General features: G+C 69.1%; 23 protein-coding genes. 12 read left to right on the top strand and 11 right to left on the bottom strand.

All coding sequences use genetic code 11. The annotated features are described in order from the left end of the window. Window positions 1–290: 290 nt before the first annotated feature. The 8 genes from ACFXHE_RS31545 (at window position 291) to ACFXHE_RS31510 (ending at window position 9,849) form a co-directional block, all read left to right on the top strand. Window positions 291–2,621: a heavy metal translocating P-type ATPase gene (locus tag ACFXHE_RS31545; RefSeq protein ID WP_379388103.1), complete on the top strand. Its 2,331-nt coding sequence runs from the start codon at window positions 291–293 to the stop codon at window positions 2,619–2,621. A 68-nt stretch (window positions 2,622–2,689) separates the two neighbouring features. Beyond that, on the top strand, window positions 2,690–3,364 hold the full coding sequence (locus ACFXHE_RS31540; protein WP_379388102.1) for a phosphatase PAP2 family protein: 675 nt from the start codon (window positions 2,690–2,692) through the stop codon (window positions 3,362–3,364). A 157-nt stretch (window positions 3,365–3,521) separates the two neighbouring features. After that, window positions 3,522–4,400: a DUF302 domain-containing protein gene (locus ACFXHE_RS31535; RefSeq protein WP_379388101.1), complete on the top strand. Its 879-nt coding sequence runs from the start codon at window positions 3,522–3,524 to the stop codon at window positions 4,398–4,400. Between the two features lie 80 nt (window positions 4,401–4,480). Beyond that, a complete protein-coding gene (locus tag ACFXHE_RS31530; RefSeq protein ID WP_379388099.1) occupies window positions 4,481–5,035 on the top strand; it encodes a flavodoxin domain-containing protein in 555 nt (184 codons plus the stop codon). Window positions 5,036–5,079: 44 nt separating this feature from the next. Continuing rightward, window positions 5,080–5,559: a DUF2267 domain-containing protein gene (locus ACFXHE_RS31525; protein WP_379388097.1), complete on the top strand. Its 480-nt coding sequence runs from the start codon at window positions 5,080–5,082 to the stop codon at window positions 5,557–5,559. Beyond that, window positions 5,556–5,732 carry a hypothetical protein gene (locus ACFXHE_RS31520; RefSeq protein WP_364618518.1) on the top strand — a complete coding sequence of 59 codons (177 nt, stop codon included), beginning with the start codon at window positions 5,556–5,558 and terminating at the stop codon, window positions 5,730–5,732. The genes ACFXHE_RS31525 and ACFXHE_RS31520 overlap by 4 nt, the downstream gene beginning before the upstream one ends. Then, on the top strand, window positions 5,725–8,031 hold the full coding sequence (gene ppsA / locus ACFXHE_RS31515) for a phosphoenolpyruvate synthase (protein ID WP_379388095.1): 2,307 nt from the start codon (window positions 5,725–5,727) through the stop codon (window positions 8,029–8,031). Before ACFXHE_RS31520 ends, ppsA begins: the two co-directional genes overlap by 8 nt. Before the next feature lie 108 nt (window positions 8,032–8,139). Then, window positions 8,140–9,849 carry a GAF domain-containing sensor histidine kinase gene (locus tag ACFXHE_RS31510; RefSeq protein ID WP_379388093.1) on the top strand — a complete coding sequence of 570 codons (1,710 nt, stop codon included), beginning with the start codon at window positions 8,140–8,142 and terminating at the stop codon, window positions 9,847–9,849. Between the two features lie 24 nt (window positions 9,850–9,873). On the opposite strand, the gene ACFXHE_RS31505 is transcribed toward ACFXHE_RS31510, so the two are convergent. The 6 genes from ACFXHE_RS31505 to ACFXHE_RS31480 all read right to left on the bottom strand — a co-directional run bounded on the left by ACFXHE_RS31505 (window position 9,874) and on the right by ACFXHE_RS31480 (window position 15,245). After that, window positions 9,874–10,773 carry a universal stress protein gene (locus ACFXHE_RS31505; RefSeq protein WP_379388091.1) on the bottom strand — a complete coding sequence of 300 codons (900 nt, stop codon included), beginning with the start codon at window positions 10,771–10,773 and terminating at the stop codon, window positions 9,874–9,876. Between the two features lie 28 nt (window positions 10,774–10,801). Then, window positions 10,802–11,800: an Acg family FMN-binding oxidoreductase gene (locus ACFXHE_RS31500; protein ID WP_379388089.1), complete on the bottom strand. Its 999-nt coding sequence runs from the start codon at window positions 11,798–11,800 to the stop codon at window positions 10,802–10,804. Between the two features lie 76 nt (window positions 11,801–11,876). Then, entirely contained in the window at window positions 11,877–12,824 is a 948-nt protein-coding gene (locus ACFXHE_RS31495; RefSeq protein WP_379388087.1) for a universal stress protein, read from the bottom strand. Between the two features lie 29 nt (window positions 12,825–12,853). Further along, the gene (locus ACFXHE_RS31490) at window positions 12,854–13,777 is read right to left on the bottom strand and encodes a universal stress protein (protein WP_379388086.1); all 924 of its coding nucleotides are present in this window, start codon (window positions 13,775–13,777) and stop codon (window positions 12,854–12,856) included. After that, complete coding sequence (locus tag ACFXHE_RS31485) at window positions 13,777–14,769, bottom strand: 1-phosphofructokinase family hexose kinase (RefSeq protein ID WP_379388085.1); 993 nt, start codon at window positions 14,767–14,769, stop codon at window positions 13,777–13,779. Before ACFXHE_RS31485 ends, ACFXHE_RS31490 begins: the two co-directional genes overlap by 1 nt. 50 nt (window positions 14,770–14,819) lie before the next feature. After that, window positions 14,820–15,245: an Hsp20/alpha crystallin family protein gene (locus ACFXHE_RS31480; protein ID WP_379388083.1), complete on the bottom strand. Its 426-nt coding sequence runs from the start codon at window positions 15,243–15,245 to the stop codon at window positions 14,820–14,822. Between the two features lie 183 nt (window positions 15,246–15,428). Here ACFXHE_RS31480 and ACFXHE_RS31475 point away from each other — a divergent pair, with 183 nt between their 5' ends. Both ACFXHE_RS31475 and ACFXHE_RS31470 read left to right on the top strand, forming a co-directional pair. Beyond that, the gene (locus ACFXHE_RS31475) at window positions 15,429–16,382 is read left to right on the top strand and encodes a universal stress protein (RefSeq protein ID WP_379388082.1); all 954 of its coding nucleotides are present in this window, start codon (window positions 15,429–15,431) and stop codon (window positions 16,380–16,382) included. Further along, a complete protein-coding gene (locus ACFXHE_RS31470; RefSeq protein ID WP_379388080.1) occupies window positions 16,379–18,130 on the top strand; it encodes an adenosylcobalamin-dependent ribonucleoside-diphosphate reductase in 1,752 nt (583 codons plus the stop codon). The genes ACFXHE_RS31475 and ACFXHE_RS31470 overlap by 4 nt, the downstream gene beginning before the upstream one ends. A gap of 174 nt (window positions 18,131–18,304) precedes the next feature. Here the strand turns inward: ACFXHE_RS31470 and ACFXHE_RS31465 are convergent, their stop codons facing one another. Both ACFXHE_RS31465 and ACFXHE_RS31460 read right to left on the bottom strand, forming a co-directional pair. Beyond that, the gene (locus ACFXHE_RS31465; protein ID WP_379388078.1) at window positions 18,305–19,909 is read right to left on the bottom strand and encodes a hypothetical protein; all 1,605 of its coding nucleotides are present in this window, start codon (window positions 19,907–19,909) and stop codon (window positions 18,305–18,307) included. Then, the gene (locus ACFXHE_RS31460; protein WP_379388077.1) at window positions 19,906–20,847 is read right to left on the bottom strand and encodes an ATP-binding cassette domain-containing protein; all 942 of its coding nucleotides are present in this window, start codon (window positions 20,845–20,847) and stop codon (window positions 19,906–19,908) included. Before ACFXHE_RS31460 ends, ACFXHE_RS31465 begins: the two co-directional genes overlap by 4 nt. A 323-nt stretch (window positions 20,848–21,170) precedes the next feature. Here ACFXHE_RS31460 and ACFXHE_RS31455 point away from each other — a divergent pair, with 323 nt between their 5' ends. After that, window positions 21,171–21,725 (top strand): flavodoxin domain-containing protein, encoded by a 555-nt coding sequence (locus ACFXHE_RS31455; protein WP_379388075.1) that lies wholly within the window; start codon window positions 21,171–21,173, stop codon window positions 21,723–21,725. 132 nt (window positions 21,726–21,857) lie between these two features. Here the strand turns inward: ACFXHE_RS31455 and ACFXHE_RS31450 are convergent, their stop codons facing one another. The 3 genes from ACFXHE_RS31450 to ACFXHE_RS31440 form a co-directional block, all read right to left on the bottom strand. After that, window positions 21,858–22,859, bottom strand: a complete 1,002-nt coding sequence (locus ACFXHE_RS31450) for an Acg family FMN-binding oxidoreductase (RefSeq protein WP_379388073.1) — start codon at window positions 22,857–22,859, stop codon at window positions 21,858–21,860. Between the two features lie 78 nt (window positions 22,860–22,937). Next, on the bottom strand, window positions 22,938–23,885 hold the full coding sequence (locus tag ACFXHE_RS31445) for a universal stress protein (protein WP_379388071.1): 948 nt from the start codon (window positions 23,883–23,885) through the stop codon (window positions 22,938–22,940). Between the two features lie 139 nt (window positions 23,886–24,024). Next, complete coding sequence (locus ACFXHE_RS31440) at window positions 24,025–24,798, bottom strand: SDR family NAD(P)-dependent oxidoreductase (protein WP_379388070.1); 774 nt, start codon at window positions 24,796–24,798, stop codon at window positions 24,025–24,027. A 204-nt stretch (window positions 24,799–25,002) separates the two neighbouring features. Between ACFXHE_RS31440 and ACFXHE_RS31435 the strand changes: the two genes are divergently transcribed. Then, complete coding sequence (locus ACFXHE_RS31435) at window positions 25,003–25,851, top strand: MBL fold metallo-hydrolase (protein WP_379388069.1); 849 nt, start codon at window positions 25,003–25,005, stop codon at window positions 25,849–25,851. Window positions 25,852–25,863: the final 12 nt, after the last annotated feature.

The raw sequence follows: 25,863 nt of genomic DNA, 5'->3' as shown, positions 1-25,863 counted from the left end.
CCATGTCAACACCCGCACCGGCGCCCCCACAGGGCCGAAGGTCCTGTCTCGGACATCCATCGGACACGGCACAGCCCACAACCGACATGGCACCGATGAGCCCGGCAACACCGACTCGCACACCGAGATCCTTGTCTCAGGTTGCCCGATCGGGCACACCGCATCAGGAGCCGTGGTCCGGCCGCGACAGGGACGAAGGGCAGTGGTGTTCGGGGACTGTGGCCCTGCCACTCCGGCGGACAACTGCGATGCACTGATCGGGAGTGCACACCCGGTGAAGGGACGAGAGCATGGTGGGCGATTCACGTTTGCACGCTTGGCTGGATCGAGCCGGCGGCATCCTCGGAACGGCGCTGCTGGCCGGGACGATCGCACCGCTGGTCGCCGGTGGCGTCGCCTGGGCCGCGGGGGCGACAGGAGTGGCCGACCGGTGCTGGGCCGCGGGCACGGTGGTGGCCATGGTCCCGGCGGTGTGGTGGGTCGTCGCGGCGTTGCGCCGCGGGCGCGCCGGAGTGGACCTCATCGCGGTGTTGTCGCTGGCCGGCACGCTCTGGGTGCACGAGTACCTCGCGGGCGCGCTGATCGCGGTCATGCTCAGCGGCGGGCATGCGCTCGATGCCGCCGCCGAGCGGCGCGCGGCCCGGGATCTGCGGGCCCTGCTCGAGCGGGCACCGCGGTCGGCACGGCTACGGCAGGGGGACGTGGTGCGGGTCGTCGATCTCGATGAGATCGTTCCGGGCGACATCCTGGTGATCGCCGCCGGCGAGGTGGTTCCCACCGACGGCAGGATCATGGATACCGTTGCGGCGCTCGATGAATCGGCACTGACGGGAGAACCGCTCCAGGTCGAGCGCGCCCCCGGGGAGCCGGTGCGCAGCGGCGTGCTCAATGCCGGGGGCGTGTTCGAGATGCGGGCCACCGCAACGGCCGACGACAGCACCTACGCCGGGATCGTGCGGCTGGCACGCGAGGCGGGAGCCGCCACTGCGCCCACGGTCCGGTTGGCGGACCGCTATGCCGTGTGGTTTCTCCCGCTGACCCTGCTCGTCGCGGGTGCCGCGTACTGGTTCAGCGGATCGCTGGTGCGCGCGGTGGCGGTGCTCGTGGTCGCGACACCGTGCCCGTTGTTGCTGGCCGCACCCGTTGCCATCGTGTCGGGGCTGTCACGCGCGTCACGGGTCGGCGTGGTGGTGCGCGACGGCGGGGCGTTGGAAAATCTCGGTCGCGCAACAACTCTGGTCATGGACAAGACTGGTACCGTCACGGCCGGACGGCCCGTGGTCACGGAAGTCGCCGCCGCTCCGGGCGTGGATGAAGCGTGGCTGTTGCGGCTGGCCGCCTCGGTGGATCAGCTGTCGCCGCACGTGCTGGCCGAGGCGATCGTGACCGAGGCGCTGGCCCGCAAGCTCCAGCTCGACGTTGCCACAGCGGTTTCCGAGCAGGCGGGTCGCGGCGTCACCGGCACGGTCGACGGTCATCGCGTGCAGGTGGGGAAGCTGCCGGAGTCGATGATCACCCCGGAATGGGCGCGGCCGGTGATGAATCGGGCACGGCTGGACTCCGCCGCCGTCGCCTGGATCGTCGTCGACGACGACCCCAGGGGTGTCGTGTTGCTGCGGGATCCCTTGCGGCGGCAGGCGCCCCGCACCCTGCGCCGGCTGCGTGAGGCCGGGCTGAACCGCCTCGTCATGCTCACCGGCGATCGCCCCGAGCCCGCGCGCGAGGTCGCGACGGTGCTGGGCCTCGACGAGGTCTACGCGGGCCAGAGCCCGGCCGACAAGGTCGAGGCGGTGCGTCGGGAGAGCCAGCAGCAGGTAACCGTCATGGTGGGCGACGGCATCAACGACGCGCCCGCCCTCGCCGCCGCCACAGTCGGGGTGGCCATGGGAGCGCGGGGTTCGACCGCCTCGTCCGAGGCCGCCGACATCGTGCTCACCACCGATCGGCTGGACCGGCTCGCGGACGCCATGGACATCGCCCGCTGGTCGCGGCGGATCGCGGTCCAGAGCGCGACCGTCGGCATGTCCCTGTCGCTGGCGGCCATGATCGTCGCGGCCGTCGGCTGGCTGCCGCCCGCGGCGGGCGCGCTGCTTCAGGAGGCCATCGACGTCGCCGTCATCCTGAACGCGCTGCGAGCACTGCGCGGTAATCCGGCCGCCAGTCTGGACCTGCCGGCGGATACCGAAGAGCTGCTCCACCGCTTCGCCGCCGAACACGATGTCATGCAGGACGCCCTCGCCAAGCTCCGCGCGGTCGCCGACCGGGTCGCGGACCGCCCCGACGACGCTGCCCTCGCGGCACTCGACAACGTGCACCGTTTTCTGATCGAAGACCTGCTGCCCCATGAGGTGGCCGAGGAGACCCAGCTCTATCCCGCACTCGCCGGGCCGCTCGGCGGCACCGAGGCAACGGCCACCATGAGCCGCGCGCACGCCGAGATCCAACGGCTGGCCACCCGCATCGGCACCCATCTCGAACTGGCCCACGCGCGTGGCGAATTCGACCCGGATCAGATCGACGACCTGCTGGCCTGCCTCTACGGCCTGCACGCCGTGCTGCGCCTGCACTTCGTGCAGGAGGAGGAGAACTATTTCGCCCTCGCCGCCGACGAACGGCTGTGAACATGCCCCGGCCTGCCGATCGTGGGAGACCGGGTCGGGGGTTGACTCCGGGCGGCATCGCGGTACTCGTGACAGCAGCGGGAGCGGCGGCCGTGTGCGCACTGGCGGTGTTGTTCGCGGCGATCCTCGACAATGTCCTCGACGGGGACGGATTCACCGCATGGGATCGGCCGATCTCGGCATGGATTGCGGCACATCGCGAACCGGCACTCACCACGATCATGCGCGGGCTGACCGACGTGGGCAATCCGCCCGTTCTGGCCACGACCATCGCCGCCGCCGCAGCCGTGACGACCATCCGAGTGCGCACGCTCGCACCTGTCGCCCTGGGAACGGCCGCCTTCGCGGGGTTCGGGCTGATGGTGGTGACGGTGAAACTGGCGGTGGGAAGGCCCCGCCCACCGGATGCGGAGCGGGCGATCGCCGTCGACGGATCGTCCTTCCCGTCCGGTCATGCCGCGGGCATCGCCGTGGTCGCGGTGGTGTCGGCGTGGATGCTCACCCGCGCGTATCGATGGTCCCGGCGGACCTGCCTCGCCGTCTGGGCCGCGGCGGTCGTTCTGGTTGTCGCCGTGGGTTCTTCCCGTGTCTATCTCGGCGTCCACTATGTCAGCGACATCGTTGCCGGTTGGGCACTGGGCGCGTCCTGGGCCGGGTTCGTCATTGCCGCGGGCACCGCCGCCACGCCGTTGTGGCGGGACCACTCGCTGGGACGACGTCGTCGCTCTCGGCCCTGCCTGTGACGCCACCATGGTCGGACGATCTCGGGACCTTGGTCCACTCCGGCCGATCGCGCCGCACGGCTGTGCGTTTGTTCCCCCGCCACCGTGACCTTGTCCTCTGTGCCGCCCCTACGTCCGGACGCACGCTGAACGCACGAACTGTCGAAGGAGGCGCGTCATGGAGTACCGGGTGAACGTGTGCGACACCCCGCCGCAGGCGGTGCTGCGCATACCGCTGGAGATCCGCCCGGACCTGTTGAGCGACGGCATTGTCGGCGGCATGAACCGGCTGGCGGAGGTGGCCGAGCGGGCCGGGCTCGTCGCGAACGGCGCGCCGATGATCACCTTCCATCGGGAACTGCCCGCCGAGGATGCCATCGTCGTCGAATTCGGGCTCCCCATCGAGGCCGCGCCCGCCCTCGGCCCGAGTTCGGGTGCGGAGCTGACCATCCAGTCGCCCACGCTGGTCGCTCGCACCTGTCATCGCGGCAGCTATCGCGACATCGACGCCGGGTACCGCGCATTGCGAGAGTGGCTGCAGGGCAACGGCTATCGACCCATCGGACCACCGACGGAGGCGTATCTCATCGGCCCCGACGAGGTCAGCGATCCCCGTCTGCTGATCACCGAGATCCGGATTCCGGTGGCCCCCGCCGCGGCCATTACCGTCCACCTCGAGGTGACGTTTCCCGACGCTGTGGACCGCACCCGGATCGCATTGCGGGAGCACGGATTCGGCGTCGTGACCGAATTCGATGTCCAGGCCGCCCTCCGGGAGGGGACCGGTGAGCACATCGAGGAGTACCTGATCCTCGGAGCCTGCAACCCGCAGCTCGCCGGTCGCGCCCTCGCCGTCGACCGAGAGGCGGGATTGCTGTTGCCATGCAATGTCGTCGTGCGGGCCGACCGGACCGGCGTGCTCGTGGAGGCCACCGATCCCACGCTGCTCGCCGAGGTCCTGGCCAGGCCCGAGCTCGCCGGACCGGCCGAAGAAGCCCGTCGATTGCTCGCCGCCGCACTGGCCGACCTGTCCCACCCCGCGGCGGCGGCCGGCTGAGGCGGTCGAGGACCATGGTCCCGGTCACCACGGGTAGGAGTCCTCTCACCGAAATCCGGCCACGCGAGCAGGCTCGATGCATGGAAACCACCGCTCCCCGCGTCGCCGTCATCTACGCCACCGCCCAGGGATCCACCCGTGAGATCGCCGATTTCATCGGCGCCTACCTCACGGCCCGCGGCGCGACCGTCGAGGTCGCCGACGTCGAGCACGCTCCCGAACTCACGCCCTTCGATGCCATCGTGCTGGGCAGCGCCGTGCACGATCTGGCCCTGCTGCCGGAGATGGCCGCATTCGTCCGGTCGCATCGCCACGAACTGCAGGCGTACCCGGTGTGGCTGTTCAGCGTCGGGCTGGGGCCGGCCCTGGTCGGTCCGACCGGGCGGCGCATCGGCCATCTCGTCCCGAAGAAGATTGCCGCCCTGCGTGATTCGATCACACCGCGTGATTTCCACGCGTTCGCCGGCCACTACGAACGCGCCGGGGTCTCGCTGCCCGCGCGCGCCATGTACCGCGTGCTCGGCGGTGCCCGCTACGGGGACCTGCGCGACTGGTCCGACATCACGATCTGGACCGACACCATCGCGCAGGCTCTGCACCTGCCGCAGGCCAAGGCCACTCCGACCCACCCCTGACCCGCACGCCCCCGGTCATCCCGTCTTCGCGAAAGGCCATGCCGATGAGCCATCACACCGATCCGTTCGCCCCGGCGATCCATACCGGCCGCATCTGGCTGCGCACCGTCGCCGACCGGCTCGGCACCGACGACCGGATGGAGGCGCATCGGGCCCTGCGCGCCTGGCTGCACACCGTGCGCGACCGCCTCGACATCGGCGCGGCTGCACACCTGAGCGCCCAGCTGCCCACGCTGCTGCGCGGTGTCTACTACGAGGGCTGGACGCCGGGACGTGTTCCGGTGCGCCATGATCCGCAGTCGTTCCTGCACCAGTTCGCCCGGACGGCGGACGTGTCGGCGGAGGAAGCGAGGCGGATGTCCGCGGCGGTCACCGATGCGCTGGCTCAGCTGTTCTCCCCCGGCCAGCTCGACCACGTGCTGGCACAGCTTCCGGTACCCCTGCGGCGCCTGCTGCTCGGTGCCGATTTCAGTGACATTCTCACCTCCGCGGGCATTTTCGAGACTCCGGAGGCACAGCAGTGACGATCCGGCACGCCCCTCTGTTCGTCATCGCACTTCCCTTCGTGGTCACCGGCCTCGAACTCAGCGGCGCGTCGCCGCTGGCGATGCTGTCCGCCTTGTTCATCCTCGCCGTCCCGATCCTGTTGCTGCTCGTGCTGCCCGGATCGAAAAAGAACTGGAGCCGTCATGGGTGACTACGTCGCCACCTTCGATGAACTGCGATTGACCGATGCCGACCGCGCCGGCGGCAAGGGCGCCAATCTCGGCGAACTGGTCGCGGCGCGGCTGCCCGTGCCGCCGGGGTTCGTCGTGCTGAAATCCGCCTACGAAGAGGTGATCTGCGCGGGTGCGCACGGCCCGGAACTCGACGAACTGCACACCCGCGGGCTCGCGGCAGCGCAGGGCGCGACCCGCGACGAGACACAGCAGCTCGACGAGCTGTGCCGCCGCATGCGGGAATTCGTGCACGACACCCCGATGTCGCCGGCCGTCCGTGATGCCGTGCTGTCGGCCTACCACCGGCTCGGCGACGCGGTGACCGTGGCCGTGCGGTCCTCGGCAGTCGGCGAGGACAGCGCGACCGCGTCGTTCGCGGGAATGAACGTGTCCCACACCAATATTCACGGCGACGATGAATTGATCACCGCGCTGACCGACTGCTGGGCATCGCTGTTCTCCCCGCGCGTGCTGACCTATCGGGCGCGGCGCGGCATGCACAATCGTCCCGAGATGGCCGTGGTGGTGCAGCGGATGGTGGCCGCCCGCACGGCCGGCGTGGCCTTCACCGCCGACCCTGCCACCGGTTCGCTCGATCGCATCGTCATCGACGCCGCGCGCGGCCAGGGCGAGGTGGTGGTGTCCGGCGCCGTCACACCCGACACCTACATACTCGACGCGGCCGGACCGACACTGCTCAGCACCGAGGTCGGCAGCCAGAGCTTCGCCATCGTGCCCGGCGCGGACGGCGATCAGCGAATTCAGCTCTCCGAATCCGAGGCCGAGGCGCCGGCGCTCACCGACGACCAGGCCGTCGCCGTGGCCCGGCTCGCGCTCGAGGTGCAGGCGCACCACGGCCGCCCCCAGGACGTCGAATGGGTCTTCGACGACGAGCATCTCTGGCTGGTCCAGGCGCGGCCGATCACCATACTGCCCGGCGACGCCGCGGCGAAACCGCCCGTGGCGCCCACCGTCGAGGGTCGGGTGCTGGTGCGCGGGCTGGCCGCGGCACCCGGCCGCGCCACTGGGCCCGCGCGCGTATTACGCTCTCCCGCAGAGGGATCCGCGCTGGGCGACGGCGAGATACTGATCGCTCCCATGACCAATCCGGACTGGCTGCCGACCCTGTCGAGGGCCGCCGCGGTGGTGACCGACAGCGGCGGCATGACCTGCCACGCGGCCATTGTGGCGCGCGAACTCGGTATCCCGTGCATCGTCGGAGCCCGCACGGCCACCTCCCAGCTGACCACCGGCCAGGAGGTCACCGTCGACGGGTCCGCCGGCCAGGTGTACGCCGGAAACCCGCTTCCGGCCACCATCACCGCGGTGCCGCGTCCGGTCCCCGAGACCACCGCACCCGAGGCCACCGCGACCCGCGTCTACGTGAATCTCGCGCTGCCCGAAGTCGCCGAACGCGTCGCCGCCGGCGACGCTGACGGGGTCGGCCTGCTGCGCGCCGAGGTCCTGCTGACCCAGGCGCTCGGCGGCCGCCATCCCCGCGATCTCATCGCCCGCGGCGAGGACGAGAAGTTCGTCCAGAGCATGACGGCCTCCATCCAACGGATCAGCTCCGCCTTCGCGCCGCGCCCGGTCGTCTACCGGGCAAGCGATATGCGCAGCAACGAGTTCCGGGCGCTCGAGGGCGGCGAGCGCTACGAGCCCCGGGAGCACAACCCGATGATCGGGTTCCGGGGCTGCTACCGCTACGTACGCCAGCCGGAGATGTTCCGGCTCGAACTGGCCGCGCTCGCACGCGTGCGCGAACAGACCCCGAACGTGCACCTGATGATCCCGTTCGTCCGCACCCGCTGGGAACTCGAGCAGTGCCTCGAGCTCGTCGACGCGAGCCCGCTCGGACGCCAGCGGGGCCTGCACCGCTGGGTCATGGCCGAGGTGCCGTCGGTGATCTACCGGCTACCGGAGTACGTCGGACTGGGGATCGACGGAATCTCCATCGGCAGCAACGATCTGACCCAGCTCATGCTGGGCGTGGACCGCGATTCCGAGGAGTGCGCCGAATTGTTCGACGAATCCGATGCGGCGGTGCTGGACGCCATCGCGCAGATCGTCACCACCGCCCGCCGGCTCGGCATCACCTCGTCGCTGTGCGGCCAGGCGCCCTCCACCCGTCCGGAATTCGTGGAGCATCTCGTGCGCGCGGGCATCACGTCGGTGTCCGTCTCGCCCGATGCGGTCCAGCGCACCCGGCACGCCGTCGCAGCCGCCGAACGGCGCGTGCTCCTGGACCGCGCACTTGCCCAGCCGGACCGGCGGTGACACTGCCGTCCACTCACCTGCACTATCGTCGTCGGGCGCGCGCCTAAAATGAAACAGCCGTAACAGAACAGGTCGCGCTCGCCCGACACGAGTACAGGAAAACACGAGATGACCGTTGAGCCCGACGGCTCCTACTCGGTACGTGACACCCTCTCCCAGCTGCGGCTGCGGGAATTGCTCACCGAGGTCAAGGACCGTGTCGAACAGATCATCGACGCTCGCGACCGCATGGACGGCCTGGTCGAGGCGATGCTCTCGGTGACCTCGGGCCTCGATCTGGATCAAACCCTGCGCACCATCGTGCACACCGCCATCAGCCTCGTCGACGCCCGCTACGGTGCGCTCGGCGTCCGCGCGGACGATCAGCTCGAACAGTTCATCTACGAGGGCATCGACGCGGAGACGCGCGCCCGGATCGGCGATCTGCCGGAGGGCCGCGGCGTGCTGGGTCTGCTGATCAGCCAGCCCAAGCCGATCCGCCTGGACAACATCGCCGATCATCCCTCGTCGGTCGGTTTTCCGGACCACCATCCACCGATGCGGACCTTCCTCGGCGTGCCCGTCCGGATCCGCGACGAGATCTTCGGCAACCTGTACCTCACCGAGAAGTCCGGCGGGCAACCCTTCACCGAGGACGACGAGGTCATCGTGCAGGCCCTCGCCGCGGCCGCCGGGACCGCGATCGACAACGCCCGGCTCTACCAGTCCACCCGCACCCGCCAAGCCTGGATCGAAGCCACCCGAGACATCGCCACCGAATTCCTGGCCGGAACCGATCCCGACAAGGTTCTCGCCCACATGGTCACGCACGCGCGCACGCTCACCGAATCCGAATGGGCGTTCCTCGCCGTCGACGACGAACCCGACAGCAACCACAGTGACGCCGAGGGGCTGCGGATCAGCAAGTGCGCAGGGCCGAACGGTCACGATCACACCGGAATGGTCCGCACATCCGGGACGGCGATCGGGCGAGCATTCCGCCAGGGTGTGGCCCTGCGCCTCGGCGACTGCGACGATCTCGGCCTCGACACCGCGCTCGACGCCGGACCCGCGCTGATTCTGCCGCTCAACGCCCAGGAGTCGACCTTCGGCGTGCTGGTCATGGTCCGCCCGGCCGGCGCTCCCCCGTTCGCGGACGAATTACAGGAACTGGCAGGCGCTTTCACCGATCAGGCCGCGCTGGCGATCCAGCTGGCGGAAGCCCAGCAGCGCATGCGCGAACTCGACGTGCTGACCGATCGCGACCGCATCGCCCGCGACCTGCACGACCACGTCATCCAGCGGCTCTTCGCGGCCGGTCTGAGCCTGCAGGGCACCGTCGCCCGCGCGCGTTCGGCCGAAGTGCGCGACCGGATCTCGGACGTCATCAACGAATTGCAGGACGTGGTCCAGGAGATCCGCACCTCGATCTTCGACCTGCACGGCGGCGCGGCGAGCAGCACCCGGCTGCGGCAGCGGATCGAGGAGGTGATCCGCACGCACACCGCCGATACCGGCCTGCGCACGTCGTTGCGCATCACCGGGCCGCTGTCGGTGGTGGCGGCCGAACTCGCCGACAATGCCGAAGCCGTGGTGCGCGAAGCGGTTTCCAATGCGGTGCGACACGCCGGGGCCGCGACCGTTTCGGTGACCATCGACGTCTCCGACGATCTGACCGTGCTGGTCGCCGACGACGGCTGCGGGATCCCCGAGAACATCACCCCGAGTGGGCTGCACAACCTGGAGCGCCGGGCCGAGGAGATGGGCGGAACCTTTTCCTTCGGCCGCAACCCCGAGGGAGCGGGGACCTTGCTGCACTGGGCGGTGCCGCTGGGGTGAACCGGCGGCCGCCGAGTGATCCGGTCACTTACCACGCACGATGACAATCGGGCAGTCGACGCTGTGCAGCAGGGCGTTGCTGGTGGAGCCCAGGAGCATGCCGGTGAAGCCACCGCGTCCGTGGCTGCCGACAACCACCAGCTGCGAGTGTTCGGATTCGTCCAGCATCGACCGAACCGGACGATCCTTCACCAGGATTCGCCGCACCGCGACATCGGGATAACGTTCGGTGTATCCGGCCATCTCCTCGCCGAAGGTCGCCCGCTCCTGCTCCTCCACGGTCTCCCACCCCGACATCGGCAGGTAGGGTCCGCTGACGTCGCTCCAGGCGTGCAGAGCGGTCAGGCCGGTCTTGCGCAGCGACGCCTCCTCGAACGCGAGTTCCAGCGCCGCAACGCTGTTCGGGGTGCCGTCGACGCCGACCAGCACCGGCTGCCCCGCCGACACCGGATCCGCGGCCGCGGTCGTATGGATAACGGCGACCGGACAGTGCGAGTGGTGGGTCACCGCCGTGGCGACCGACCCCAGCAGCCCGCGCCGGAGCGCACCGAGTCCGCGACTGCCGAGCACAACCATCCGGGCGTCCCGCGACAGGTCGATCAAGCGCGAGATGATCGGCTCCTCGGTGACTTCCGAGGACATCTCGACCCCTTCGCCGGGCAGCGTCTCGGACGCGATGCGAGTCGCCTCACCCACGATGCGTTCGCCGTCCAGTTCGAGCGACGCGATATCGGGGGCCTCGAGCACGGCGGTCGGCGGCAGCCCGGTCGGCGCGCAGATCGATGTGACGATGTGCAAGGGGGCTCCGTGCCGCGCGGCATCCAGCGACCCCCAGGCCACCGCCTGGTAGGAGACGGCCGAGCCGTCCACGGCGACGACGATCGGTGGATTCGGATCCACCTGCGGGGCAAGGTCTTCAGTCATTTGTTCGCTCCTGACACTCGTGTCTTCGCTATTGCTCACCCGACAGGCTCAGGGATTCGAGCGGACGAACGACGTCCTCGAGCGGGAGCCGGGGTGTGGCGGGTACCGGCGCGGCGCTGGTCGCCGCCCAGCCCATCCGGATGATCAGCTGCGGATAACCGAAGTCGCCCAGCAGATCCCGGCGGATCCGGGTCCGCACACCGGTGACTTCGAGGGGTTCGCTCAGCGCGCAGGTGGCCAGCCCCCGCGCGGTGGCCTCGAGCAATACCGCACTCGCCACCTCGCCGGCGCGCAGCCAGCCCCACAGATCATCCGACGCGGTACACACCAACAGCATTCGCGCGGCCTCCTCGGTGTCACTCACGACCGCCTCGGGCAGGCGGGGGTCGCCGAACGGCCGGACCGTCGCATCCGACGAGACCACCGCGTTGCGCGCGGGTACGCCCTGCGCGCTGGCGTGGTGACCGCTCCATTCCGCCAGCTCGGCGTTGTAGCCGGCGTCACCGCGGTGGGCGGTCGCGGCGTCGACGAAAGCGCGCATCAGTCGGGCGTGCTCCCCGGTCGTGTCGATCTCGCGGACCTGCACTCCCGGTACTGCCGAGCCCGCGGCGACGACCGCGGATACCTGCGCGGGCGGCACCTCCCACGAGGTGAACCGGCGACGGTCGCTGCGCCGCCGCGCAATAGCGCGCGCCAGACGCGTAGCGGAAGCGTCGGGCTCGGCGTGGTGGAGTTCCAGGGCGGCGAGATGTCTCGGCTCGGCGGGGTTCGGGAACCGGTGCACGACCGTTTCCCAGCCGACCGCGCGCAATGCCACGCGCAGATGATGCAGTGCCGCACCGCAACTCACCACCAGCTCCCGGCTGTCCGGGTCGGTGTAGGGCAGCCGGCGGCTGTCGTCGGCGTAGAGGTGCACCGTGGTGTCGCCGACCCGCCACAGCCACGGCTGGGTGTTGTGCACCGACGGCGCACGCACCGCCAGCGCCACGGCGGCGCGGATGGTGTCGTGATCGGGGAGAGTCGACATCGCCTGTCCTTCCTCGGAATTCTCGTGCCCTCACTCAGCATGGCCCGTGTGACAGGCCGCCGGTGACGGCCGAAAGTCACTGTCCGGCGGGTTCTTCGGCCCGGGTTTGCGATGGCTGACGGACCACCAGGACCGGGCACTGCGCCAGATGCAGCAGCGCGGTGCTCACCGAGCCCAGCCCCATCCCGGCGAATCCGCCCCGGCCATGGCTGCCGACCACCACGAGCTGCGCGTTCTCGGCCTGCTCCAGCAGCGCACGCACCGGCGTATCGGAGGACACGACCCGGTGCACGGTGACCTCCGGACAACGCTCGGCGTAGCCGGCGAGCGCGGCTTCCAGCAGCACATCCTGGGTCCTGCGGATCGCATCCCACCCCATCACGGGCAAATCGAAGCCACCCGTGTCACTCCACGCCTGCACCGCGATCAGCTCGACCTTGCGCCGCGACGCCTCCCCGAAGGCGAGCTCGATGGCCGGCACGCTGTTCGCCGATCCGTCCACCCCGACCACCACCGGTTTCGACGCCGACGCTGGGTCCGCCTCCGAAACACCGTGCACGACCGCGACCGGACAGTGCGCCTGCCGGGCCAGCACGGTACTCACCGACCCCAGCACAGCCCGGCCGATCGCACCGAGCCCCCGATTGCCGACCACCAGCAGCCGCGCCCGCCGAGAGCGCTCGATCAGCGCGCCGATGATCATGCCGAAGATCAGTTCGGTCCTGATGTGCAGGCTCGCCCCCGGCACGGCGTGGGCGGCGATACGCGCGGCGTCGGCGAGCACCTGCTGTCCTCGCTGCCTCAGGTCACGCCTGTCGTGGGGGTTCTGTTCCGTCGCCCCCGCCACGATCGGGTTCGCGTACGAGGTGACGATATGCAGCGGGCAGCCTCGCATATCGGCTTCGACGGCCGCCCACATCACCGCCTGATAGGAGATCTCGGACCCATCCGTGCCGACGACGATCCCCAGATCATCGTGATCCGAATCCCCGAAACTCGTTGCGGGAAAAGCATTCTCTTCCATGACGTCTCCTGATTCAGCGGCTACTCGGCTCACTCCGCGGGACGGACAACCATGATCGGGCAATGGGCGTGCTGCACCAGCGTGTGCGTCGTGGAACCCAGGAGCATGCCGGTGAAACCACCACGGCCGCGGTTGCCGACCACGACCAGTTGCGCGTGTTTCGACCACCCTTGCAGCTTCTCGGCCGGGGCGGACACATAAATGCGGCGGGTCACCTGCACGTCCGGATATTTCTCCTGGAAGCCCGCGAGTCGTTCGGTCAGGAGAGCGTCCTCGAGTCCGTCCACCTGGACGAGGTCAGCGGGGGCTCGGTCACCGAGGTATTCGCCGAAATCCCAATCGCTCCAGACATGTACGGCGACCAGGTCGGCGCGGCGTTCGGCGGCTTCGGCGAAGGCCATGGCGATGGCGGCCTCGCTGACCGGGCTGCCGTCGACGCCGACGACGACCGGTCCGGACTCGCGGAGGGTGTCGTGCGCATCCGGATCCGGTCGCACCACGATCACGGGACTGTGGGCATGGGACGTGACGGCGAACAGCGTGGATCCCAGGTGGATGAATGTCCCGGCGTTTCCGGTCGCTCCGAGCACTACCGCGTAGGCGGTCGCGCTCAGCTCCACCAGCAGTCTGCTCGCATTGGTCACCGAAAGCCGTGTCGCGGTCCGCAATCCGGGTTCGATCCGCAGCGCCATCTCCTCGGCCTCGCGAACGAGCTGCTGCCCCCGGGCCCGCGCCGCGTCGACCACCGATGGCGGCACCACGCCGGAGGGGCCTCCGGAACTGCTGACTCCGCCCAGATCGAGGGCGTGCACGATCTGGAGCTCCCGGCGGCGCTCGGCGGCATAGCTCGCGGCCCAGCGCAGGGCGAGCTCCGATCCGAGCGATCCGTCCACTCCGACCACGACACCGGCCGAGGCCAATTGGTACGGATCGTCGTAGTCCTCGTGTGTCATCACGTCCTCCTCTGTGAAACAGGCGTTTCGGGGCTGCCCGAGCCGGCCGGTGCGAAGCAGCTCGGCCGGGTCTCAGGTTCTTGCTGGTACAGCTCGGCGATGCGGGCGGGATGGCCGGGCCGGGTGCCCGGCGTGGTCAGGGCGGCGGTGGCGGCGGCGATGCCCAGCCGCACCGCGTCATCGAGTGGGTAGCCGCGTGACAGGCCGACCGTCATGGCGCCCACCATGGCGTCGCCGGCTCCGATGCCGCTGCGGACGGTCACCTCGAGCGACGGGAACCACTCGTCGTCGTGGCGGGTCACCGCCAGCGCGCCGCCCGCCCCCAGCGACACGACCACGATCTCGCAGACTCCCGCCAGGATGAGCTCCCGCGCGGCCGCGAATTGCGACTTGCGGTCGGGCAGCGGGTGACCGGTGAGCTCGGCGAGCTCGCGCACACTCGGTTTCAGGAGCAGGACCCCGCGCCGGACCGCGCGCAGCGCTGCGCCCGACGTATCCAGGATCAGCGGGACACCCAGGTCGCGCAGCAGGTCGGCGAGAACCTGATAGAGGTCGTCCGGGACGCCCGGCGGCAGACTGCCGCTTGCGACCACATAGCGGGAACCGACTGCCGCGCGTTCGATTTCACTCAGGCAGAGATGCAGCTCCGGCGCGGTCACCCGGGGTCCCGGAAACACGAATCGGAACTGGTCGCCGGTTTCGTTGTCGGTGACCGCGAGGTTCTCCCGGGTATGGCCGGCGATCGGGATCGATCGCATCGGGACTCCGGCGTCACGGACCAGGTCCTCGAGCTGCCGCCCCGATGGGCCGCCCGCCGGGAAAATTGCGGTCACCGGCTCGCCGAGAGCCGCGATGGTGCGCGCGGCGTTGATTCCGCCGCCACCGGGATCGAATCGCGGTGGCGTGCAGCGGGTCTTGGAGGTCGGCCGGATGCGGTCCGCACCGGCGGCGATGTCGATCGCGGGATTCATGGTCAAGGTCACGATCGGCATCGGCCGCCTTCTCTCGGGTGTGGGCCCGTCCGGTTCGCGGGGCCCGGATGTCACTCCGCGGACTTGACTTCGACTGTCTTGATGGGCGATTCGGGCTCACCGAGCGGAACACTGACGGTCAGGATGCCCTTGGCGTAACTCGCGTCGATGCCTTCCTCTTGAGCCCCCGGCGGCAGTACGACAGTGCGGACGAAGGAGCCGTAGGTGAACTCCGAATGTCCCTTCTCCTCGTGCTTCTCGGTCCGCTCGGCCTTGATGGTCAGCTCCCCCTGGTGCACGGACACCTCGATGTCCTTGGCCGGGTCCACACCGGGAATCTCGGCGCGCACCAGGTAACGCCCCTCCTCGACGGTGTCCTCGACGCGCATCAGGTGGGTGCCGAACATCGGGACGGCGGGCGCCGCCATGGCGTTCCACAGCTCGGCGAGGTCGGGCAGCAGCGAACCGCGCCGACGATGTACGGGCAGCAGGCTCATGATCCCTCCTTACGAGAGGTAAACTGTTCTGACACACTAGATTTCACGCTCCAGACCACCGGTTCTGTAGGGCATCGAGTCGTCGCTGCCGGGGACGGTTGTCCTTTCGCCGGTGACTTTGGTCCCGCGATCCCAGGTGCGCGGTCTCTAGCCGACGGGAGCGACGCGGCGAACCCTGGCTATATGGAGACGAACATCCCCACCGCGGTGACCGCTGAACCCGATCCGGTCGTCGTCGGCATCGACGGCTCCCGCGTGGCGGTGCACGCCGCCGAGTGGGCCGCGGCCGAGGCCATCGCCCGGCATGCCCCACTGCGATTGGTCTCGACCGTGCCCGCGATCGACAAGCCCGCATTCCGGCCGGGCGGGCAGCGGCACCGGGAGGCCCACGCGGCACTCGAGGACGCGCGCTCCGCGGTCCTCGCGCGGCACCCCGCTGGTCAGGATGCGGACCCGCTCGAGATCAGCACCGCCGTGCTGCGAGGGCAGGCCGATCGTGTGCTCGTCGAGCTCTCGCGGTCAGCGATGCTCATCGCGCTGGGCGCCCGGGACGTCGGGTTTCTCTCGCACATGGTGCTGGGATCCACCGCGCTGGCGGTGACCAGGGATGCCTGCTGCCCGGTCGCGCTGGTCAGACGGCCCGCAACCGAGCACGGTTCGATCCTGGTCGTGGTCGGCACCTGGTACACCGCCCGTGCGGCCCTGCTCGCCGGGTTCCGCGCGGCACGGGACCGCGGCACGGATGTCACCGTGGCGCGGGTATGGCAGGGGCGGCAGTGGGCGTCACCACCCGACTACGCGATGTGGTCGGGGCTTCCGCCCGATCACCACGCGGCGACTTCGGTCGTCCCCGACGCCCAGCTGCGGCAGTGTCGACGCGACTTCCCCGATGTGGACGTGCGGCCCGTCACGGTGGTCGGCGATGCCGCCACCGCGGTCGAACGCCTCGGCGCCACTGCGCAATTGGTCGTGATCGGGCATGATCCCGAGTCCGCCCGTACGGCGCGTCTGGGCAGCATCACCCAGGATCTCGTCCGCCACGCGCCCTGCCCGGTGCTGGTGGTCCCGGACCCGCCCGGAACCGAGGTCGTATCCCGCGATACGGCAACGATTTTGCCCCGGATCGTCACGCAATGAGCGATCTCCGAGCCGGGAACCCGCATGCCGTGGTCGACGATCTCGGGCTCGATCCGGCGGCTCAGGCCGTGCTCGCCGGGCGCTACCTACTTCGCGACGATGCCGGCGTCGTCCGCGAAACCCCCGGCGGCATGATGGATCGCGTGGCGGCCCATGTCGCCCGCGCCGAGGACGAATATCGACCGGGAGAATCGGCTCTCTGGTCCGAGCGCTTCTCCGCGGTGCTGCGTGCCCGCGAATTCCTGCCCAACTCGCCGACTCTCATGAACGCCGGGACCTCGCTCGGCGTGCTCTCGGGCTGCTTCGTTCTCCTTGTCGCCGATTCGCTCGAGTCCATCTTCGCCACCCTGCGTACCGCCGCATTGCTGCACCGGAGCGGGGCGGGTGCCGGATACTCGTTCTCCGAACTACGCCCGCGCGGCGCACGCACCGCGAGTGGCGGCACCGCCAGCGGACCGGTGTCGTTCATCGGCCTCTACAACGCTGCGGCACAGGTGGTCCGGCTGGGCGGGCGCCGCCGGGCGGCCAATATGGCGGTACTCGACGCGCATCACCCCGACATCGAGGAGTTCGTCGCGGCCAAATCCGACCGGGAGGCCCTGCCCACGTTCAACCTGTCGGTGGCGGTCACCGACGAGTTTCTGCACGCCGCGGACCAGGATCGCGCGCATCGGCTCATCGATCCGCATTCCGGCCGCCTCGTCCGGGAGGTCCGGGCTCGCGAGTTGTTCGATCGGATCGCCGAATCCGCCTGGCACGGAGGCGAACCGGGCCTGCTGTTCCTCGACGCGGTCAACCGCGCCAACCCGGTACCGGAGCTGGGCGCGCTGCGGGCCACCAACCCGTGCGGCGAGGTACCGCTGGCACCGTACGAGTCCTGCACGCTCGGATCGGTGAATCTCGCACGCTTCGTCACCGGCGAGGGACTCGACGAACAGAGGCTCGCACAGGTTGTCGCGATCGCGGTCCGCTTCCTCGACGACGTGCTCGACGTGTCCGAGTATCCCGTGCCCGAACTGGCCGCCGCCGCGCGTGCCACCCGCAAGATCGGCCTCGGGGTCATGGGCCTCGCGGAAATGCTTGCCGCCCTGGGTCTCCCGTACGACAGCACCGACGCCGTCCGGTTCACCGGCGGGCTCATGGCGCGCATCGCCCGCTGGGCGCACGCCGCCTCACGGCAACTGGCCGCCGAGCGCGGCCCGTTCCCGCTGTTCCCCCACAGCCGGTGGGCCACCGGGTCCCCCATGCGCCACGCGCAGGTCACCTCGATCGTACCCACCGGCACCATCTCGCTGATCGCAGGCACCTCCGCCGGCATCGAACCCCTCTACGGGCTCGCCTACACCCGGCATATCCTCGGACGCGACTTCCCGCATATCGATCCCCTGTTCCGGGCACGCGCCACGGCCGCAGGGGCGTGGTCCACCGTCCTGGAAGACGAAATCCTCTCTACCGGAACAGCTTCCGGCGCTATCGGCTTGCCGGATGAGCTTCGCCGTACATTTGTCACCGCACACGAAATCGAGCCGATCTGGCACATCCGGATGCAGGCCGCCGTCCAACGCCACACCGACGCCGCCGTCTCGAAGACGGTCAACCTCCCCGAATCCGCAACCCCCGACGATGTACGCCGGGCCTTCCAGCGCGCCTGGCAGGCCGGCGCGAAGGGCATCACCGTCTACCGTTCCGGCACCCGCCCCGGCCAGGTGCTGCGCCGCACCGACGCCGAGTCGTGCGAGGGCTGGTAACCAGGGAACCGTTCCTCCGACGTGGGGAGCCGCAGCCGTCGCGACCCGGCTGATCGCAAGGACACCGTCAGCGTGCGGCCCCGGGTTGGTCCAGCGACCGGCCGAACACGGTAAACGCCAACGCCACTGACAAGGCGGCTGATCCGGAAACGAGCAGCTGTCGCCGCCCGGTCGTCAGGCGAGCGCTAGATCGCGGCGGCGGAAGATGAGCAGCGCCAGCGCGAACAGCCCCAGGCCGAGCGTGGTGAGCACGAGGGCGGGCGAGACGGCGAAGTGCTGCAGGGGCATGCGGGCGAGGGCGTGGAACGGCGAGACTTCCAGCGACCAGGCCGGGGCTTTGAGTGCGGTGCCCACGGAGTCCCAGAGGAATGCCGTGGCGACCAGGGCGTGCATGAAGGAGACGGCTCGGGGTGCAAGCGCCAGCACCGCGGTCGCGGCGCCCACGGTGGTCACGATGAGCGGGAGGCTGTTCGCCGACGCCGCCAGGAGGGAACCGAATCGAAGGCGTTCGCCGGTGAGCGCCGCGCCGGTCCAGATGCCCACCGATGCGACCAGCGTCAAACCGGCCGCCAAGGACCCCGCCAGCACGGCGCGGCCGGACAACCATCGGAGCCGGGAGTGCGGCATGGCCAGCACGACTTCCAACCGGCCCGCCGATTCCTCGCTGCGGGCCGCCACGACCAAGGTCACCGCCAAGAGCGCGGCCAGCAACTGGACCAGCGAAAAGAGCGTGGCGACAAAGCCGTCGACGGCGATCTGGCGACCGAAGAACTGTGTGAAGACCGGGGTGCGCTGCATGAAGTCGAGAATGGTCTTGACCAGGCCGCCCATCAGCAGGGTGTAGGCGATGGTCCCGGCGAACCAGAAACTCAGCTGCGGAATCTCCTCACGCAGGGCGGCTTGCCACGCCGAGCCGAGCAGGAGTCGCCGTGGCGGTCTGCTGTCCCGGGCCCCGAGCACGCCCCGGCCGATATCTCGGATCCGCAGCAGGTACGCGGAAATCGCCACTGGCACAGCCGTTCCGGCGGCAATCGCCGCCAGCGTGAGCAGCGGCGGCGCGGCCGGTGGGCGCAGTTCCTCGAACCAGCCCAGGGGCGTCAGCCATCGCAGCCACGGAATGCCCGCACCGATGTCGGCGGGCATGCGGATAATCAAGGCCGCGACCAGAATTCCCGCCGCGAGCAACCGCGCGCCACGCACGGTGGCGGCCAGTTGCGCGGTCAACGCGCCAACCGCGGCGAACAGCAGCGCGGGCAATGCGAGCTGCAGCCCGAGCTCGCAAGTGTTGGCGGCACTGAGCAGATGCTGCGGCACCCCGACCGCGGCGAGCACGGACACGGTCACCACCATGATCACGAAAGTCTCGACGGCCGTGGCCGTGAGCGCCGCCGCGAACCAGCGCCGCCGGGACTGTCCGCCGCTGAGCACCAGATCGCCTCGGCCCGCGTCTTCCTCCCCGCGCAACGCACCGGTCGTGATGATCACCGCCCACATGGCCATGATGATCCCGACGCTGGTCATGCTGCGCCACGCCACCCAGCCGGCGGGCGAGGCGATGTCGTAGGGGTACCCGTACAGCGCGCGCAGCGCACCATTGTTCGTCAGCGGTGCCAGCATCGTGGTCCGGGTCGCCTGATTCGGAAACGCCACCACATAGGTTTGCAGCGCGGCCGTGCAGAACACCGCCATCAAAACCGTCATCACCGCCAGCGACATCCGGTTGGCGCGCAATCGTGCTCGCACCATGACGACGAAGCCGTGCACCGCCTCGAGGTTCATCGAGGTGCCTCCGCTGTGCTCCCGGCCCGGCCGTTCCGGGTAGGGCCGCCCGCGCCATCGTGATAATGGACCAGGAAGATCTCCTCCAAGCTCGGTTCCCGGCTGTCGATCGTCGTCACCGGCAGCCCGGTCAGTGCTGCCAGCAGCGGTCCCATCTCACCGCGGACCTCCAGTGCCACATGGTGATCCATCGCATCGACCACCTCGACCCCGGCGACCGCGCGCAGCGGAGCGATATCGACGCCGTCCCGCGCGAAGCTCACCTCCACCGTCCGCGCCGACAGGTGCCGCAGCTGCGCCAGGGTGCCCTCATCGATGAGCCGGCCCGCCCGCAGAATGCCGATCCGGTCGCACAGGGCCTCCACCTCGCTGAGCACGTGCGAGGACAGGAATACCGTCTGCCCGCAGTCGCGAGCTTCACCGACGGTCTCGCGAAAAGCGGCCTCCATCAAAGGATCCAACCCGGAGGTGGGTTCGTCGAGAACAAGGATCTCGGCGCGGGTCGCGAACGCCGCCACCAGCTGCACCTTCTGCCGGTTGCCCTTCGACAGCGCGCGAATCTTCTTGTCAGGATCGAAATCGAAGCGCTCGATCAGCCGGTCGCGGTATGCACGATCGCAGCCGCCGCGCAGATTCTCCAGGTATTCGAAGGTTTCCGCGCCCGTCAGTGACGGCCACAGCAACGCTTCCGAGGCGACGTACGCACAATGCCGGTGCGCGGCGACCGGATCGGCCCACGCGTCCCGGCCCGCAATGCGCACCGTGCCCGAGGTCGGACGATGCAGGCCCAGTAGGAGCCGGATCGTCGTCGTCTTGCCCGCGCCGTTGGGGCCGAGGAAGCCGTAGATCTCCCCCGCCTCGATGTCGAGTTCGAGACGATCGAGTGCGAGTGTGGATTGGTACCGCTTGGTAACTGCGTGCGCCTCGATGACACCCATGGTCCTTACCTCCGACCAGCGATGGAGTGCTCCCCATTCTCGACCCCTGTCTCGGCACCGGCCATGGGCCAATGTCGTCGAATCCGTTGCCGACCGGATTCACTTCGGACACCGTCGTGCCCGGCCCTCATCCGACCGGCATGACGATCTCCAGAGGGCACCCGTGCAGGCCCGCCTCACCGCGGCCCACACCACCGTCTGGAACGAGATGGCGGACCCATCGGTCGCCACTACGATCGGGCCGCCGGGCTGGTGACCATCGTCCCCTCCGGCCGGGTACGAGTCCTCTGATTCTGGAACGCCGCGGGGCGCACGCTCGGCACATGGAGAATCGCAAACCTGCAGTCAGCATCGTTTTCGCTTCGGCTCAGGGGTCGACCCGGGAGATCGCCGAGTACATCGGCAACGATCTCGCCGCCCGGGGCGCGACCGTCGAGGTCGCCGATGCCGAGCACGCACCGGACCTGTCGCGTTTCAACGCCGTGGTCATCGGCAGCGCGGTGCACGATATGGCCCTGCTGCCCAACGTCGCGGAGTACGTGGCATCCCACCGCAACGAACTCAGCGCTCGGCCGGTCTGGCTCTTCAGTGTCGGCATCGGACCGGCGCTGCGCGGACCGATCGGCCACCGAGTCGGCCGCATCGTGCCGAAACGCATTGCTGCCCTACGTGACTCGATCAGTCCGCGCAAATACCAGGCCTTTGCGGGGCACTACGAGCGCGTCGGCGTGTCCCTCGGCGCACGCGTCCTCTACCGCCTACTCGGCGGCGGTCGCTACGGCGACCTGCGGGATTGGACCGCCATCAGCACCTTTTCGGATTCCATTGCGCAGGCTCTGAATCTGCACGCACCGCACACCATTCCGATTCATCCCTGACGGCCACGCGAACACAGGATTCGACATCATCGATCCCACACTGGTCATGGCGGGATGGCGTCACCGCTCGGCCGACAGCCGAGTTCGCGACATCATGCGGAACAACCATCCCGACGTGGTCAGTGCGATTGGTCAGCGCGATTGGTCAGCCGAGTCAGCCGGTTGCAGCGGGTGAACCACGTCGTCCAGCGCGAACCGGGGGCTCGGGGGGACCGGGTCGGCGCTGGTTGCCGCCCAGCCCATTCGGATGATCACTTGCGGGTGGCCGAAGCCGCCGAGGATGTTCGTGCGGATTTGTTCTCGGATGGCCGGCAGTTCCAGAGGTTCGGTGAGAGCGCAGGTGGCCAGGCCGCCGACGGTCGCGGTCAGCAGGGCGGCGCTGGTGGATTCGCCGGCGCGCAGCCACGCCAGGAGATCGTCGGACCCGGTGCTGAGCAACAGCATTCGCGAGAATTCGTCGGTGTCGCGGACTACGGCTTCGGGGAGCCGAGGGTCGGAGAACGGACGTACGGCCGGGTCCGTGGAGACCACGGCGTTGCGGGCGGGGACGCCGGATGGTGCGGCGTGGTGGCCGCTCCAGGCATGCAATTCCGCGATGTAGTCCGGGTCTTGGGCGTGGCTCGCCGACGCTTGTTCGAAGGCCTGCGCCAGTGTCCCACGCGCCTCGAGGGCGTCGACGTCGCGAATTTCCACGCCCACGACACGGGCGGCGGCGATGACCTTGTCCGCGTGCACTGCGGGCACCTCCCAGGAGGTGAAATGCCGCCGGTCGCTGCGACGTCGAGCGATGGCCTCCGCCAGCTGCACCGTCGTGGGATCAGTGGCCCCGGAGCGAAATTCGATCGCGGCCAGATGTCGCGGATCCGCGGGATTCGGGAGTCGATGCACCACCGTCTCCCATCCGACCGCGCCGATCGCCACTCGCAGGTGATGCAGTGCCGCGCCGCAGCTGAGCACCAGTTCGCGGCGGTCTGGGTCGGTGTGCTTCAGCCAGCGGGTGTCGTCGGCGTACAGATGCAGGGTGCTCTCCCCGATACGCCACTGCCAGGGTTGCGTGTTGTGCACCGACGGGGCGCGCACGGCCAGGGCCAGTGCCGCGCGGATGGTGTCGGTATCGGGATGCGTCCTCGACATCGCTATTCCTTCCTCGGGATTCGCAGCTTCGTACTGTTCAGCATGTCTCCATGGGTGGCCGTTGGTGACGGCCGAAAGTCACTGGGCGTCGGGTTCTTCGACCCAGGTTTGTGATGGCCGACGGACCACCAGCACCGGGCACTGCGCCAGATGCAGCAGCGCGGTGCTCACCGACCCCAGCACCATCCCCGCGAATCCGCCCCGGCCGTGGCTGCCGACCACCACGAGCTGCGCGTTCTCGGCCTGCTCCAGCACCGCGCGCACCGGCGTATCGCAGGCGATGACCCGGCGCACCGTGACATCGGGATACCGTTCGGCGTACCCGGCCAGCGCCGCTGCCAGCACCACATCCTGAGTCCTGCGGATCGCGTCCCAGCCCATCACGGGCAGGTCGAAGCCGCTGGTATCGCTCCACGCGTGCACGGCGATCAGCTCGACCTTGCGCTGCGATGCTTCCTCGAAGGCGAGCTCGATGGCCGGCACGCTGTTCAGCGACCCGTCCACGCCGACCACCACCGGTTTCGGCACCGACGCCGGGTCCGTCTCCGAAACACCGTGCACGACCGCGACCGGACAGTGCGCGTGCCGGGCCAGCACGGTGCTCACCGAGCCCAGCACCGCGCGCCGGATCGCACCGAGCCCTCGATTGCCGACCACCAGCAGCCGGGCCCGGCTAGAGCGCTCGATCAGCGCACCGGTGATCATGTCGAAGATGAGTTCGGTTCTAATGTGCAGGCTCTCGCCCGGTACGGCGTCAGCAGCGATGCTCGCGGCGTCGGCGAGCACCTGTTGCCCCTGCAGCCGCAGGTCGCGCAGGTCGTCGGGGCCGAGTTCCGGGGCCCCCGGCACGATCGGACTCGCATACGAGGTGACGATATGCAGGGGGCAGCCCCGCATGCCGGCTTCCACGGCAGCCCACGCCACCGCCTGATACGAGATCTCGGACCCGTCGGTGCCGACGACAATCCCCAGATCCTCGTGCTCGGGGTGATCGAAACCCGTTGCGGGAACAGCATTCTCTTCCATGGCATCTCCTGATTCGGCGATGCTACGAGCATTCTGCGCAGGCACCCGCCGCCACAGAGAACAACGTCATTCCTCGGCGGGCCATCCTCCCCCACCCGATTCCCGGGTTCGGGTGGCGGGCACTCGTCCGGTGCGGCACTCAGACCGTGTAACCGCCGTCGACGTCCAGTGTTTGGCCGGAGATGAAGTCCGCTCGGTCCGATGCGAGGAATGCGACGGCTTCCGCGATGTCGTTCGCATTCCCGAAGCGGCGCAGCGGGATATTGCGTCGGGCGACCTCGAGCGCGGTTCGATCGAGATCGCCGGAATTGATCAGGCGCTCGGCCATGCCGTCGGTCAGCATGCCCGGGCCGACGCAGTTGACGCGGATGCCGTAGCGACCTTCTTCGGCCGCCAGGCCGCGGGCGACGGCTTCCACCGCCCCCTTGGTGCCGGCGGAAAGGCCATCGCGGACCGGATAGCGTCGCGTTGCGGCGGTGGTCACCGCGACGACGGAGCCCTGCGAGCGGCGCAGTAGCGGCAGGGTGGCGTGCATCAGGTTGAAGAACGCCGCAGCGTCGGCATTCAACTGCTCCCGGTACTGCTCCGGTGACACGCTGCTCAGGTGGACCATCGGGACATGGGGTCCGGCGGCGTAGACCACGGTGTGCAGACCGCCGAATCGCTGTTCGAACTGCGCGACGACATCCGCGACCGCACTCGGATCGGTGAGATCCAGCGCCCAGGCGCGGCATGAGCGTCCGACCCGCTCGACGTCCTTGGTCAGCGACTCGGCCGCGTCTCGATTCGCGCGATAGGTGAGTCCGATATCGCTGCCCCGGTGCGCCAGCAGGCGGACCACCGCGGCACCGATTCCGCCGGTGCCACCCGCGACCAGTGCGGCACCGTCACGTCCTCGGAAGTCATCGCTCACTATTTCTCCCTATACCAAGCAATTGCTTGGTCAATCGTAGCCTGCGTTCGATCTGCCGCCTCTCGAACCAGCATCAGCGCCTCGCGGCAGGGTCACATATTCGGGTGATGGAGCGTCCGGAACCGACTCCGGATACTCGAGCCGTGATCCGGCTTCCGGGTCGTCCAGACCACCGATTGCCCCTTGCGAGCGAAAGCAATTGCCATGTCTCTCACGATCGACGTCTTCAACACCGGATACCTGCCGATCAACGGTGGACCGGGATGGGATCCGGACACCGCCGCCACCTGGCCCGCGTCGACCGCCACGCTGATCTCCGGTGTGCGCGACGCCATCCTGGTCGACGCTCTCATGACGGTCGAGGAAGGCCGCCGCCTCGCCTCCTGGATCGGTGAATCCGGAAAGAACCTGACCAGCATCGTCATCACCCATGGTCACGGCGATCACTTCTTCGGCGCGGGCCCGGTCCTCGAGGCTTTCCCGCAGGCCCGGCTGCTGGCTCTGAACACCACCGTCATCGAGGAAGCGCGCTACAACCTCGGACCCGAGGTGCAGCAGAACTGGATCGCGTGGTTCGGTGACCGGTTCGACCGCACCCCGGCACTCCCGCAGCCGGTGGAATCGGAAACCCTGACCGTGGACGACCACCCGGTGCGCTTGGTCGAAGTCGGGGGCGCCGATGGTGTCCTCAACACCGTGGTCCATATCCCCGAGTTGGACACCGTCTGCTCCGGCGACGCCGTGTACAACAACATCCATATGTGGCTATGGAATTCGACGCCCGACAGTCGCCGGACGTGGCTGGCGACCATCGACAGGATCGCCGACCTGCACCCCGCCACGATCATCGCCGGGCACAAGGATCCCGGCGCGCCCGACGACGACGCCGAACGGCAAATCGCGCAATCTCGTTCCTACATCGAGGCATTCGACCGGGCTGTCGCCAAACTGCCGTCCGCGCACGAGGTTATCGACGAGATGACCGGTCTCTTCCCCGGTTACGGGAACCCCTACACGTTGTTCGCCGCCGCCTATTCCCAATTCCAGAACTGATCGACCTCACCG

Origin of the sequence: Nocardia sp. NPDC059229, assembly GCF_042754165.1 — a bacterium.
GTDB lineage: Bacteria > Actinomycetota > Actinomycetes > Mycobacteriales > Mycobacteriaceae > Nocardia.
Note: the sequence above shows the minus strand (reverse complement) of the source record. Positions and strands in the feature narration are given on the sequence as shown.